The following is a 12,048-nucleotide window of genomic DNA, read 5'->3' on the forward strand; positions in this document are numbered from 1 at the left end:
CGGCGCTCGCGAACAGGTCGGGCGCCGCTCCATGCGATGGGAGACCGATCAATGATGTTCACTCCGGTGCGGAGCAGAATACGGACGGCCGCGCTCGCGCTCTCGGCCATTACAGCCCTCGCCTTAGGCGCGACCGCCACGACCGGCGCGGCAGCGGCCCCCGCTCCCGCGAAACAGGGACCAACCTCGGTGGCGTACGTCGAGGTGAACAACAACAGCATGCTGAACGTCGGCAAGTACACCCTCGCCAACGGCGGCGGCAACGTCTTCGACGTCGCAGTGATCTTCGCGGCGAACATCAACTACGACACGGGCACGAAGGCGGCGACCCTGTACTTCAACGAGAACGTGCAACGCGTCCTCGACAACGCCGCCACGCAGATACGGCCGTTGCAGCAGAAGGGCATCAAGGTCGTCCTCTCGGTGCTCGGCAACCACCAGGGCGCGGGCTTCGCCAACTTCCCGTCCCGGCAGGCGGCTTCGACGTTCGCGAAACAACTGTCGGACACCGTGGCCAAGTACGGCCTCGACGGCATCGACTTCGACGACGAGTACGCCGAGTACGGCAACAACGGCACCGGCCAGCCCAACGCCAGCTCGTTCGTGTACCTGGTGTCGGCACTGCGTGCCAACATGCCGGACAAGATCATCAGCCTCTACAACATCGGTCCGGCCGCGTCGCGCCTGTCCTACGGCGGCGCCGACGTCTCGTCCAAGTTCGACTACGCCTGGAACCCGTACTACGGCACCTGGCAGGTCCCCGGCATCGCACTGCCCAAGTCGAAGTTGTCGCCGGCGGCCGTCGAGATCGGCGGGACCTCGCAAAGCACGGCCGCCGACCTCGCCCGCCGCACGGTCGATGGGGGGTACGGCGTCTATCTGACGTACAACCTCGACGGCGCCGATCGCAGCGCAGATGTCTCCGCGTTCACCAGGGAGCTGTACGGCAGTGACGCTCACTACACGCCGTAGGCCGACCACACTCCCCGGCGTCCGGTGTCCCCTCTGGGCGTGCTGCATCCCGTAGGGCCGCGCCTCGGGCAGGCCGCGCTTTCGACAACGATGTCGGAGCGCGGTCGCCACAGGTACTGTGACCTGCGCTGTACCAAAGTGCCAACTATCTCCCTGATTCTGTGCTTCCGGCCGCGGAAGCTGGTTGGCATCAGTGCAGGTCACGAACGTCGCCCGATGTCAACTAGCAATCTTCGTCATAATGTGCAGTGGACCGGCCAGTCCCCTTGGCGAAGGCACACATCGAGCAGCGCGGCGAGACCCAGCGGGCCGTCACTCGCGGCTGAAGTCGAGCGGGAGCGGATTCGCCGGCCCGAGCTTCCGCGCGAGGGCGGCGACGGCGCCTCAGTCGCCGCCGCCCGCTCAGGCAGCGTGGTCGGGGTCATGGTCGGGGCCGTGCAGCGACGTGGTCGGGGCTACTCGGTTGTGTGGTCAGCGTGTATCGCCGGAGTAGTAGAAGCGGCACATCACACCCGGGCCGGGCGTGCGGGGTTCGCCGGGGTGCGGGTCGTACAGGGCGCGGCCGCCGGGCCACCGCGACAGCTCGGTGGGCAGGGCGGCGCCGTCGTCGACTTCCTCCGGCCGCCAGCCCGTGATGTCCAGCAGCAGTCCGTCCAGCGGCCCGCCTATGAGCGCGGCGTACGTCTGGTGCGGCAGCGGGCCGGGGTTGGGGTCGTCGTGGTCGTGGCCGTAGACCCGGCCGCGCAGCAGCTGCTCGTCTGCGTTCATCCGACCAGCCTTCCAGCCGCCACCGACAACGGGGGTGCGGGCGGCGGGCCCGGCCTGAGTGGCCGGGCCCGCGGTGTTCACCGTGCCTTCGGCAGCGCGGCCAGGGCGAGGCGGTCCTCGCCGTGGCCGACGGCCCGCCACACCGCCTGGTCGGGCCCCTGCCTGGTCAGCTGCGCCAGGGTCGTGGTCGCCACGGTGAGTCGGTAGTTCACGCCCGAGACGCGGCGGGCGCGCTCGTGGAAGGCGGACTCCCTCGTTGCCGGTGCCGCGCGGCGCGGGGCCAGGGCGAAGACGAACAGCACCGGCGGGAACGGCCGGTTCATGGACGACCCGGCGTACGTCTCCTGCCAGTGGCTGCGCGGGGCCCGGGCGGCGTTGCCGCGCCCGCTCGCGGGTGCCTTGCGGTAGGCGTCGTAGCGCTCCAGCTTGGCGACCAGGCGGGCGTAGGACATCGTGCGGTCGACCTCCACGAACGCGCTGGAGCCGTCGGCCAGGAGCACCACGCCGTCGGGCACCAGGTTCCCGGCCGGAGTGGGGTGGGCGACTTCCACCTGCCAGTCGGCGTGGTCGGCCACCTCCGCCTCGTGGAAGGCGACGACGGTGTCGACCAGGGCGAGGCCGTGCCCGCGCAAGCCCGTCCTGCTGGCCGCGCGCTGACCGGTGGTCCGGCCGGCCCTCGGTGCGAGTTCGCCGGAAGCGGCGGCTTCGGCGAGACCGGCCGGGGTGCAGTACCAGTAGCTCTGCTGGGCGCGGTGGGTCCGGCCGACCAGGGCCGGGGATTCGTCGCCCAGGTTGCGCAGCGCGCGACGGACGTAGTCCGTGTCCTGATGGTGCGGCAGCAGCAGCGCCTTGAGCTGGCGGGGCGTGGCCAGACGCAGCTGGGCGAGCGTCAGGAGGACTTCGCCCCGGATCTCCGCGCCGGCCTTCGTCGCCGCGGCCTCTCGGGCCCGGGACGCTTCTCCAGGCACATCAGTGCTGGGAGAAGAGGAGTTGCAACCGGCCCAGGCGGGCGAAGAGGGGGCCTGATCAGCGACAACCGCCAGACGGCGGCTCGGAGCTGCGGGGCTGGGAGCGTGGCTCGCCACAGGGCTCGTTGCGGGGCTCGCTGTCGCAGCGCCGTCCGACCCGGTCGACGGCGTCGGCGGGGTCGGCGGGAGGGGTGCGGTGGCCATCGCGTCCTCGGGATTCTCCGGCCGTACGCGGCCGGATCGGTGACAGGTCCTGCCCGCACACGCGAGGCGTACGGGCCGGAGCCACCGTGAGAAAGCACCCCTAATGGGCGACGAAGCCGGCGGATCGCTACCCGTTACCCGGCCCCAGAGGTCTTGAAAAAGAGCGCGACCTCCGGCTTCACATCCCGTTCGTGGTGGTAGCGGTCGGTGCCGGGAAGTCGTCAGAACACCCCCGGGACCTGATCCCTTGGACAAGAGCCGACCCCCGGTCCCGTCCGCTGTCACCTCGGTGTCCGCGCCGCATCCAGTCCGATGATCGGATCGTTATAGGTCGTGGTCCAAGCCGTTCGCAGGGGTCACCTCTCAAAGAACCAGGAACCGTACGAGCTCCTTCACAGACCGAGGGCCCTGCGGATCGCTGGGGTCACGAACGGCTAATCGGATGCAGGGCCATCGAGCCCTTCCATTAGGGAGACGCGTGCCCCCGCACGGCTGCGACCAGCAGCAACACGCCCCCGACCGAGAGGACCTGAAGCACACGATGAAAGTGTTCTGCGGCATCGACTGGGCCAGTGACCACCACGACATCGCCCTGGTCGACCACGAAGGAACCCTGTTAGGCCGGGCCCGGATCGAGGACAACGCCACGGGCCTGCAACAGCTCCTCGACCTGCTCACCGCACACGGCGACACTGCGGACACGCCGATCCCGGTGGCCATCGAGACCTCCCGTGGCCTGCTGGTCGCCTGCCTGCGAGCAACCGGACGGCCCGTCTACGCGATCAACCCGATGGCCGCGGCCCGGTATCGAGAACGTCACGCGGTCGCCCGCAAGAAGTCCGACCACCTCGACGCCATGGTCCTGGCGAACATCCTCCGCACGGACATGGCCGTACACAGGCAGCTGCCCGCCGACAGCGAACTCGTCCAGGCCATCGCCGTTCTCGCCCGGGCCCAGCAGGACGCGGTCTGGGACCGCGTCCAGGCCGGCAACAAGCTCCGCTCACACCTGCGGGAGTACTTCCCGGCTTCATCGCCGCCTTCGCGCACACCCGCGAAGGACTGTGCTTACCACTCGCCCGGACCGTCCTGACCGCCGCCCCGACCCCAGCCCAGGCCGCCAGACTCACCCGCACCCAGCTGCGGTCCCTGGTGAAGAAAGCCGGCCGCAAACGCGGCATCGACGCGGAAGCCGAACGCCTCCGCGAAGCCTTCCGGCTCCCGCAGATGAGACACCTGCCCCAGGTCGAGCACGCCATGGGCCTGCAAACCCTCGCGCTGCTGCGGCAACTCGCCGCGACCTGCGAGAGCGTCGAGGAACTCACCACCGCGACGGTGGAGTCTTTCGATACGCACCCGGACGCCGAGATCATCACCAGCTTCCCAGGGCTCGGATCTCTCACCGGCGCCCGGGTACTCGCCGAGATCGGCGACGACCGTTCCCGCTTCACCGACGCCAAGGGCCTCAAGGCCTTCGCCGGGGCCGCACCGGTCACCCGGGCCTCCGGCAGAAGCCTCTCCGTCATGGCCCGCCGGGTCAAGAACCAGCGACTCGCCGCAGCCGGATACCTCTGGGCCTTCTCGGCCCTCTCCTCACCCGGCGCACGGGCCCACTACGACCGCCGACGCGAAGCCGGAGAACGGCACACCGCCGCCCAACGCAACCTCTTCAACCGCCTCCTCGGATGCCTCCACCACTGCCTCACCAACAATGTCCCCTACGACGAGACCTTCCCGGCCCCGCCGATCGTCACCCTTGCAGCGGCTGCTTGACAGTCCCCTCCACCGAACTGGGACGGTCCAGTCACATGAGGAGTCACTCCGGCAAAGGGCTCAACCGGCCGCTCATACGCGGATCGTCCACCTCCCCGGGGTGTGTCAGCCGGATACCGAAAGCGTTCTCGACAAGCGACAGGACGCCATAGAGAGGGGGACACTCGCCAGGGACGAGCCCCAACGGCCGCATGTGCTCATCGAGCCGTGTCGGGTCCTGCCCGGTCGGCTCAATCGCCTGGAGCGTGTGAAAGTCGACGATGACCTCGCCGTCGACCGCGTACTTGAACCAGTACATCGGCTTCTCGTTGTGGTGCAGGGCAACGGCCTCGGTGCCGACGGACACGGCGCTCAAGATCTGCTCCTCGAGCCCGTGCACACCACCCTGTTCCCACACCCAGGTCCATGCTCCATCGACGCCCGTGGTGACGACGGGTTCCTCATCGTCGAGAAGGTCGTCGCCGAAGTCGTCCGACAGATCCATCCCGTCGCGAAGTGCGAGGGTTTCCTGGTCAACTCTCATGCGGGTGAGCAACTCGACAGGGCTCAGCCCCCGTACGAAGGTCAACGTGTAGATGGGGAAGTCGCCTACCCGGAACATCTCCAAGCCGCGTCCTGCGTGTGCACTCGTCATTCGGCGGATGCTGTCACACCCCACTGACACCACAGCCAACCGCCGCCGCTTGACAGATCAACTGCATCGGATGTCTTGTCTGCAACCTGACGGCCACCGCTCCCAGGCGTCCGTTTTCACCTGGACCAGGTAGCGGATGAGTGTTTGTCTGTGACCGATGCCACAGCGCCGCAGCCTCAGGGCGGCTCGGGAAGGGCACAGAGCTCAGGGGCTGCCCGACTGGGTAACGCCCTGCGCGAGTTGGCCGACGACGTCGAAGACAGTCTGGCCGAACGCGGTAGGGGCGATCAGCACGCCGAAGACCAACACGATCACGACGGTCAGCTTCTCGTCGTTCCGGCTTCGGGCCTCTGTGCGCCGCCGCAACCGCACGACGATGATGACCGCCAGCAGAACCGCAACATTGATCGACAGAACCACCGACCAGCCCTCCCCGTCACAGAACGTCCCAGCACACCTGTAGCCGGAACCACTCCACGCGGTGGGTTGATTACTGATCGTTGGCGGCAAAACGCTTCTGCCCGGCTGGATTTCCGGCCTTGACCAGCCCGCACAGCCGCGCACCGCCCACACGCGGCGCGGTGCGCATGGGGCGCGCGGCGCGATGTGTCGTGCACGATGTAACGCACTGAGCCTTCGCCAACTTGAAGTCGCAGGTCAAAGGGCTGGCGTGACCGGCGCTCGGGGTACTCATGCTGGTCGCGGGCGGAAGTCTGAGGCGTAGATCGTTCGTCAGCGGTCGGCTTGCTGGTTCTTGAGGTACGCCTCGCTATCCCGGCCAGGTGTACGGAGGGTCGGGCAGCGAGGTTCGGGCGGCACGATGTCGGCCCATCGAGGGAGGGCGGGTTCGCACCTGGGACCATGAGCACGTGTCCGAGGAGTCGAACCTGATGTCAAGCCTGTGGCCGCTTGTGCCGTCCGGGGCCACCGACTGGCTGCTGGAGCTGTGCGGCGACGGCATCACAGGGTTCATGCCTCCGGCGATGCCCGACGCGGTGTGGGTGCTCAACGCCATGTACGAGCAAGAGCAGGGGCCGGAAGATGTGTCGTATCACGAGTACCACCAGGCACGTCTTACCGACGGAAGCGCCCTGCCCCACATCATCGCGGGCCTCGACCTCGACGCCGTGGGCGTCGCCACGGGAGGAGGGCTGGGCCGTGCCCAGCACCCGGGCCCCGGCTGGCGACGGCTGCGCTGGGCCGAGCTTGCCCGGCGGACCGGTGACCCGGTCGTGCCCGACGGGCTGATGCCCTCCTACCGTTGCTTTCCCTCGGCCAAGAAGGAGGGCAGCTGGCCGCTGGGCATGGTCCCGCCGACCGAGGGGAGCCTGGACCGTGAGACCTGGAACCGGCTGATCGCCATCCTCACCCAGTACAGCCCCACAGGCCCGGACACTCGCTGCCTGGCCTACTACAACCCGCTGATGCTCGGAGCCGTCGACTTCGACAACCTCCACGTGCGTGCGGGTCGGCTCGGCGACGCCGAGATCCTCTACGACCACTCCGAGGCAGATTTCAGCCCGGCCAACCTCTGGGCTGATGACCGCTCCTGGGTCCTGTGCACCGACTACGACCTGTGGGCCACCAAGGTCGCCGGGCCCCCAACCCTCATCAACGCGTTGCTGAACGACTCTGAAATCGAGGCGGTTCGTCTGCCTTGGGCGCACTGACGACGAGCCGGCCCCTTCCGCAGCTCCGAAGCGCGAGCGCATTCCGGTTCCTGCCCGCTGGGGCCGGACGGCCCTCTACGATCCTGGGCATGCTGGACCCTGAGCTGCTGGAACGGATCACCGCGCGGCGCGCGGAGCTGGACGAACTCGAAGAACTGCTGGCCAAGCAGCTTGCGGAGGTGCGGGCCGAGCGGGACGAACTCGCCGTCGCCGAGCGGGTCCTTGAACGGGTGAGCGAACAGCTCGCCGGTGAACGCGCCTCGGCCGCGCCGACGCCCGGGCAAGTGGGTGGGCAGGCGGTGATGCTGATCCCGCACCGCACGTCGGGTCTGGAGGAGGCCACGCTCCCGCCGGACTACCAGCGCATCCTCGCCGCCGTGCGACAGGCCGCCGGACCGGTCATGGCCCGCGAGGTCGGCGAAGCGGTGGGAGTGGACGTCAGCGTGCGGGCCAAACTCGAACCGTTGCGCGGAAAGCTGGTCAGACTCGTCGCTCGCGGCTGGCTCCGGAAACTGCCCGACGGCCGGTTCAGCACTCGCCTGTGACCGGGAACGCCGCCACTCGGAGCGGCTCTGCACAGGCGTAACCGGGGTGCCCCCGGTGGCCGTTGGAATTGTGTGACGAATACCAAAGAGCGCGCCAAGGACACCTGCTCGCTTGTCTACCAGTGCCGTCTGCCGCTGTCCACGCGCACCGTCAACCACCTCGCCGATCTACTGCGACGCCATCTGAAGGCGATTCGGTCCAGGTGGCGGATTCTGCCGCCGGGAAGATCGCGGTGATCGTCCTGGCCGTGCTGCGTCACGACCAGCGCCTGGCCGACATGGCCGGCGGCAACGACGTGTCCGAGTCCACGGTCCGTCGCTGGCGCGACGAGCTGATCGGACTGCTCGCCTCCCAGGCGCCGCGCCTGGACCGCGCCCTGATGAAGGTCGCCAAGCAGGGCGGGGAGGTGGTTCTGATCGACGGCACTCTCATCCGCACCCAGCGTCGCACCGGGAGGGCCGACCGGCGGAACTATTCCGGCAAGCACCGCAGCCATGGCCTGCATTTCCTCGCCCTGACCGACGAGAAGGGCCGCCTGATCTGGATATCCGCCGCCCGGCCCGGCCGCACCCACGACAACACCGCCGCCCGACACGACCACATCCTGGCCCACCTGCGCGCGGCCGGCCTCGGGGCGTTGGCCGATCTCGGCTTCCGCGGCCTGGACAACGACATCCGCGACCCCGTGATCGTCACCGGCTACACCGCCAGCCGCACCCACAAGCTCACCCCAGGCCAGAAGGATGCCAACCGCGTCCTCGCCGTCGGACGCGCACCGGTCGAGCACGGCTTCGCCCACCTCAAGAACTGGCGGATCCTCACCAAGCTCCGTAGCGACCCCGCCCGGGCCACCCAACTCCTGCGCGCTCTGTTCGTCCTGACGAACCTCGAAGTCAACCGCTGACGGATGATCTTCTCCGTGGACTCACGCCCGCGACCAGCACGAGTACCCCGAGGACCGATCACACCAGCCCTTTGACCTGGGACTTCAAGTTGGCGGCAACTCACTCACCCGCACTTCCCTCGGCCTCCCGGGACGACCGGCACGCCGCCCCAGCCGCGCGGCGCCGACACCGCATCCTGGCCCTGCTCCAGGAAGACCCCACGCGTCTCTGGCAGCCCCGTGAAATCGCCGCCCACTTCGGCGATGTCACTCTGGAGACCATGTACAGACAACTGAATCGGTGGGCCGCCAGCGGCCTCATCCACAAACTCGGCCCCGGCCTCTACGCCGCAACGCCATGGTCTCCAGCCCCACTTGCGTGACCTGCGAAAACGCTAACTACCCGGCCTTGGGGTAACGCCCGTTCACCTGTAGCCCCCCTCAGTAATCAACACCGATTGTGCGCCCCCTGGTGCTGGCGCCCTCAGTGGGGGTGGACACGGCACGGCGGGGTGCACCAAGATCCACGACAAGACCCGGGGCAAGAAGAAGCAACCCCTAACGATCAAGCCCCCTACCAGCGAAGAGCCGCTGGTAGGGGGCTTGTCGCCGTGGACGCCGATCAGCGGTCAGGCTGCCGATATCAGCGATCCCGCGACGAGGAAGTCCCGCGATCTGGCGATCAGAAGGAGGCAGTGACGCCGACCTGGTGGTACTGGCCGACGGTGTCCAGGACCTCATCCTTGACCGTGCCGAACTGACCCACGAGGTCCGAGCTGCTGATCGCCGTAGGGCCGGCGGCGATGCCGACCTGCGGGCTCAGGCCGCCGGAGACGGTGTCCAGCTCGGCGTCAGAGATTTCAAGGGACTGAACCTGGGGAGCGGAGTTCATGATGAAACTGCCCTTCGTATGGATGTTCCACAAGGGGGAGCGGCCAAGTTGGGGATAGACGGTCGGCCGCAACCACAGGCGCGCGCCATCCGTTTCCGGACACCTTGGCGCGATCCCGGCGGTGCGCAGGATCAAATCACGGAGCGTTCCCGGCATCCAGTCGGTCGCTCCTCTCAGCAGGGCAGTTGAAACAGTCGGCTACTCATCCATGCATGCATGCACACGACTTGAGGGCAGATTCTCTACATATAGCGCCGCACAGGAAATCGACAGCTATTGACACGGCAGCTCCAACCAGGACAACTCCACACCAACAGAGCCCACCTGTACCGCAGTTACGCATACGCTGTGCAGATTCAGTCACGTTTGCGTCCGCGCGCCCTTCAGTACCTTGCCCACCGCGTTCCGCTCATCCGCTGGATGGTGCGTTCATCCGGTGCCCGGCCTCTCTGAGCACCGATGATCCGGCGGGTCTGGGCCGCCGACCGCAACGGGTTCTCCTTCTTCAGCGACGCCGCCGGGTCCAAGTGCTCCCGCACTCTCCTGCCGCCGCCATCGCCGGAGCCCGCACTGCCCGCGACAACCGTCCCGGAGAACACCGGCAACGGCAAGACCGGCAGCCGCATGGCACGTGTCCTGGCCATCATGCAGGTAGAACCCGAACGGCTGCGGCGCTCGAGGGAGATCGCCGAGCTCCTCGGCGACGTCACCCTCGTCGCCACCTATCGACAACTCGCTCGCTGGACCGAGAGGGGAATGATCAAGAGAGCCCGCACGGGCCGCTAAACGGCAATCACACAGATGACGAACCCCTTGCATGACCTGTGGAAACGCTAACTACCCGGCCTTGGGTCAAGGCCCGTGATCTGCAACTGAGGGGTCTACAGCCAGCCGTGTTTAACTGCCTGTACTCCGGCTTCGAAGCGGCTGCGAGCACTGAGTCGCTCCATAAGGCTGGTGGCGATGCGACGTGCCGTGCGGTGCGAGACCCCGAGGCGCTTCGCAATGGTCTCGTCGGTATGGCCCACCGAGAGGAGTTTCAGAGTGGTGCGCTCACTGTCGGTAAGGTCATGTGCATCGAGACGTGGCTTGTCGGACAGCGGTTGGGCAGTATCCCAGACACTTTCGAAGTGGGCACAGAGCATGGCAAGGTTTCCTTCCCCGGTGAGGAGCACGGCACTGTCCGCCGTGTCCTCGCATTTGACGGGGATGACTGCCTGGGAGCGGTCGAATATCACCATGCGGGTGGGCAAAGTTGCCACAGTCCGCACGTGAGCCCCCTCGTTGACTAGCCATGCTAGATACTCGGCCATGCGCGGACTGTTGCGCGCACTAGCTAGATATACGGTGCGAGAAGTGACTCCACGATTGGATAGTTGTTCATCGAGCGGTTTCACCGCATCGATCGCTTCAAGCGACAGGTGACCGGGCGAGAATGTCATGACTTCATCACGGGTGTCGTGTGTCAGCTCGGCGAGCCGGTCCCGGATTGCGTCAATCCCGACCAGTTGCTCGACACCGGGTTGCGCAGCTGCGGGGCGCAACTGCGCGTAATCCGCAATGAGCTGTGCGGCAGCGGCACGGGAAGCTTCGATACGTTGCTGTTGTGCGGCCAGCTCGGCTTGCTGGCGTGCCAGCAACAAGTCCAGACCGAGTTCAGGGCTGACTGCCCGCAGCTGCCCCGGCTCCTCATATGAGTTTCGCACCAATCCCAGCTCACTTAGCCGGTCGAGGGCTTGACGCACAGCGCCTTCAGATCTGCCAAGTATCTCGCAGAATGCAGCTAAATCTGCAGTCGGATGTATCAGCATGGTCCGGTAAAGCACTTCAGTGTCTTGGTCCAGTCCGAGCGCCATCAGCATGAAGGCCACCACCCCTCCCCGGGTCATGACGATCTTCGCATGACGTCGGCTTCACCGTATCTGGCCTTTTTGGGCCATGGATCAAAAAGCACAAGCCACGTGTATGGCGCAGTTTCCACCAAGTCGCCACTCTCGACCCATGTATATCGTCCATGCGCACGTGACCAACCCCAATAGGGCGGACTTCCCGGGCCTGTCACAGGGAGACCTGATGGCGTTCGCCCGACCAGTTGATGGAGTGGAGCACGTAACACTGCACCCCTTCTCACAGCCCCACCCCACTCTTGGTATCTGGCTCCTGGCCCCCTCGTTGCGAGCTGCGGAAGTGCAAGCCTCCACCTTCACTCGTCGTCTCCTCAGCTGCCACGCGGCCCTGAAGAGCTGGACTCTGGTACGTGCCGAGGTCCCGTTGCTGGTCCCATTGGGTCTGGGCCAGTTGGGGCCACCCACGAACTCTTCCAGCGATGATCAACCTCGGCCAAAGTTATGAGTGTCGGCAGTCAGGGCCAAGCCCGAGTGCCAGAACGCAGTACCCCTTGACTCGATCAAGCCCGGGTCTGTGCCGATAAGTGTCCCGATACTCGCAAGAAGGTGTGCTTCCGTGATCTCTACCTTTGCCAAGACGATTGCCGGAATTCTTGTCTCCGTTGCTTGCCTGGGCGCAGCAGTCACGGTTCTTTCTGTCGCGCCTGCCCCATCGGACATCAAGGCTTCCGCCGACCAGTTCGGCAACCCGGTCTGGGACTCCGCCGACCAGTTCGGCAACCCGGTCTGGGACTAATAGGACTCCGTTAGGTCTTCCGGTCGGGCCTGTTCGGGAGCATGGTGAGTGTGTGGATGCACACCAAGTGAACCGTGTACGGGCGACGTTGGCGT

General features: G+C 66.7%; 12 protein-coding genes and 1 pseudogene. 7 read left to right on the top strand and 6 right to left on the bottom strand.

Annotation, left to right across the window (positions count from 1 at the left end):
• The first annotated feature begins 54 nt into the window (after positions 1-54).
• A complete protein-coding gene (locus AB0D57_RS32040; RefSeq protein ID WP_362080949.1) occupies positions 55-972 on the top strand; it encodes an endo-beta-N-acetylglucosaminidase H in 918 nt (305 codons plus the stop codon).
• A gap of 471 nt (positions 973-1,443) precedes the next feature.
• Here the strand turns inward: AB0D57_RS32040 and AB0D57_RS32045 are convergent, their stop codons facing one another.
• Together AB0D57_RS32045 and AB0D57_RS32050 are read right to left on the bottom strand one after the other, a co-directional pair.
• Positions 1,444-1,740 carry a hypothetical protein gene (locus tag AB0D57_RS32045; protein WP_362080916.1) on the bottom strand — a complete coding sequence of 99 codons (297 nt, stop codon included), beginning with the start codon at positions 1,738-1,740 and terminating at the stop codon, positions 1,444-1,446.
• A gap of 77 nt (positions 1,741-1,817) precedes the next feature.
• Positions 1,818-2,708, bottom strand: a complete 891-nt coding sequence (locus tag AB0D57_RS32050; protein WP_362080919.1) for a replication-relaxation family protein — start codon at positions 2,706-2,708, stop codon at positions 1,818-1,820.
• Between the two features lie 745 nt (positions 2,709-3,453).
• Here AB0D57_RS32050 and AB0D57_RS32055 point away from each other — a divergent pair.
• Positions 3,454-4,685 (top strand): annotated as a pseudogene (locus AB0D57_RS32055) (IS110 family transposase).
• Between the two features lie 43 nt (positions 4,686-4,728).
• On the opposite strand, the gene AB0D57_RS32060 reads toward AB0D57_RS32055, so the two are convergent.
• On the bottom strand, positions 4,729-5,319 hold the full coding sequence (locus AB0D57_RS32060) for a DUF6461 domain-containing protein (RefSeq protein ID WP_362080922.1): 591 nt from the start codon (positions 5,317-5,319) through the stop codon (positions 4,729-4,731).
• A gap of 204 nt (positions 5,320-5,523) precedes the next feature.
• Entirely contained in the window at positions 5,524-5,739 is a 216-nt protein-coding gene (locus AB0D57_RS32065) for a hypothetical protein (RefSeq protein ID WP_069757814.1), read from the bottom strand.
• A 470-nt stretch (positions 5,740-6,209) separates the two neighbouring features.
• Here AB0D57_RS32065 and AB0D57_RS32070 point away from each other — a divergent pair, with 470 nt between their 5' ends.
• From AB0D57_RS32070 to AB0D57_RS32080, 3 genes are all read left to right on the top strand, one after another.
• Positions 6,210-6,989: a hypothetical protein gene (locus tag AB0D57_RS32070; RefSeq protein WP_362080925.1), complete on the top strand. Its 780-nt coding sequence runs from the start codon at positions 6,210-6,212 to the stop codon at positions 6,987-6,989.
• 89 nt (positions 6,990-7,078) lie between these two features.
• Positions 7,079-7,534 carry a hypothetical protein gene (locus tag AB0D57_RS32075; RefSeq protein ID WP_362080928.1) on the top strand — a complete coding sequence of 152 codons (456 nt, stop codon included), beginning with the start codon at positions 7,079-7,081 and terminating at the stop codon, positions 7,532-7,534.
• Between the two features lie 203 nt (positions 7,535-7,737).
• Positions 7,738-8,439, top strand: coding sequence for a transposase family protein (locus tag AB0D57_RS32080; protein ID WP_362080931.1), 702 nt, complete (start codon positions 7,738-7,740; stop codon positions 8,437-8,439).
• A 661-nt stretch (positions 8,440-9,100) separates the two neighbouring features.
• On the opposite strand, the gene AB0D57_RS32085 is transcribed toward AB0D57_RS32080, so the two are convergent.
• Positions 9,101-9,310 carry a hypothetical protein gene (locus tag AB0D57_RS32085; RefSeq protein WP_362080952.1) on the bottom strand — a complete coding sequence of 70 codons (210 nt, stop codon included), beginning with the start codon at positions 9,308-9,310 and terminating at the stop codon, positions 9,101-9,103.
• 459 nt (positions 9,311-9,769) lie between these two features.
• On the opposite strand from AB0D57_RS32085, the gene AB0D57_RS32090 reads away from it, so the two are divergent.
• Entirely contained in the window at positions 9,770-10,096 is a 327-nt protein-coding gene (locus tag AB0D57_RS32090; RefSeq protein ID WP_362080934.1) for a hypothetical protein, read from the top strand.
• Positions 10,097-10,191: 95 nt separating this feature from the next.
• On the opposite strand, the gene AB0D57_RS32095 is transcribed toward AB0D57_RS32090, so the two are convergent.
• Positions 10,192-11,172 (bottom strand): helix-turn-helix transcriptional regulator, encoded by a 981-nt coding sequence (locus AB0D57_RS32095; protein ID WP_362080955.1) that lies wholly within the window; start codon positions 11,170-11,172, stop codon positions 10,192-10,194.
• A 601-nt stretch (positions 11,173-11,773) separates the two neighbouring features.
• Between AB0D57_RS32095 and AB0D57_RS32100 the strand changes: the two genes are divergently transcribed.
• Positions 11,774-11,953, top strand: a complete 180-nt coding sequence (locus AB0D57_RS32100; RefSeq protein ID WP_362080937.1) for a hypothetical protein — start codon at positions 11,774-11,776, stop codon at positions 11,951-11,953.
• Positions 11,954-12,048 lie beyond the last annotated feature (95 nt).

The organism is Streptomyces sp. NPDC048275 (assembly GCF_040652275.1).
Taxonomy (GTDB): Bacteria; Actinomycetota; Actinomycetes; order Streptomycetales; family Streptomycetaceae; genus Streptomyces.

Bases quoted from the DNA above. Each gene is read 5' to 3' on its own strand.
- AB0D57_RS32040 (WP_362080949.1), top strand. From the start codon at position 55: ATGTTCACTCCGGTGCGGAGCAGAATACGGACGGCCGCGCTCGCGCTC.
- AB0D57_RS32045 (WP_362080916.1), bottom strand. From the start codon at position 1,740: ATGAACGCAGACGAGCAGCTGCTGCGCGGCCGGGTCTACGGCCACGAC.
- AB0D57_RS32060 (WP_362080922.1), bottom strand. From the start codon at position 5,319: ATGACGAGTGCACACGCAGGACGCGGCTTGGAGATGTTCCGGGTAGGC.
- AB0D57_RS32070 (WP_362080925.1), top strand. From the start codon at position 6,210: ATGTCAAGCCTGTGGCCGCTTGTGCCGTCCGGGGCCACCGACTGGCTG.
- AB0D57_RS32075 (WP_362080928.1), top strand. From the start codon at position 7,079: ATGCTGGACCCTGAGCTGCTGGAACGGATCACCGCGCGGCGCGCGGAG.
- AB0D57_RS32085 (WP_362080952.1), bottom strand. From the start codon at position 9,310: ATGAACTCCGCTCCCCAGGTTCAGTCCCTTGAAATCTCTGACGCCGAG.
- AB0D57_RS32090 (WP_362080934.1), top strand. From the start codon at position 9,770: ATGATCCGGCGGGTCTGGGCCGCCGACCGCAACGGGTTCTCCTTCTTC.
- AB0D57_RS32095 (WP_362080955.1), bottom strand. From the start codon at position 11,172: ATGCTGATGGCGCTCGGACTGGACCAAGACACTGAAGTGCTTTACCGG.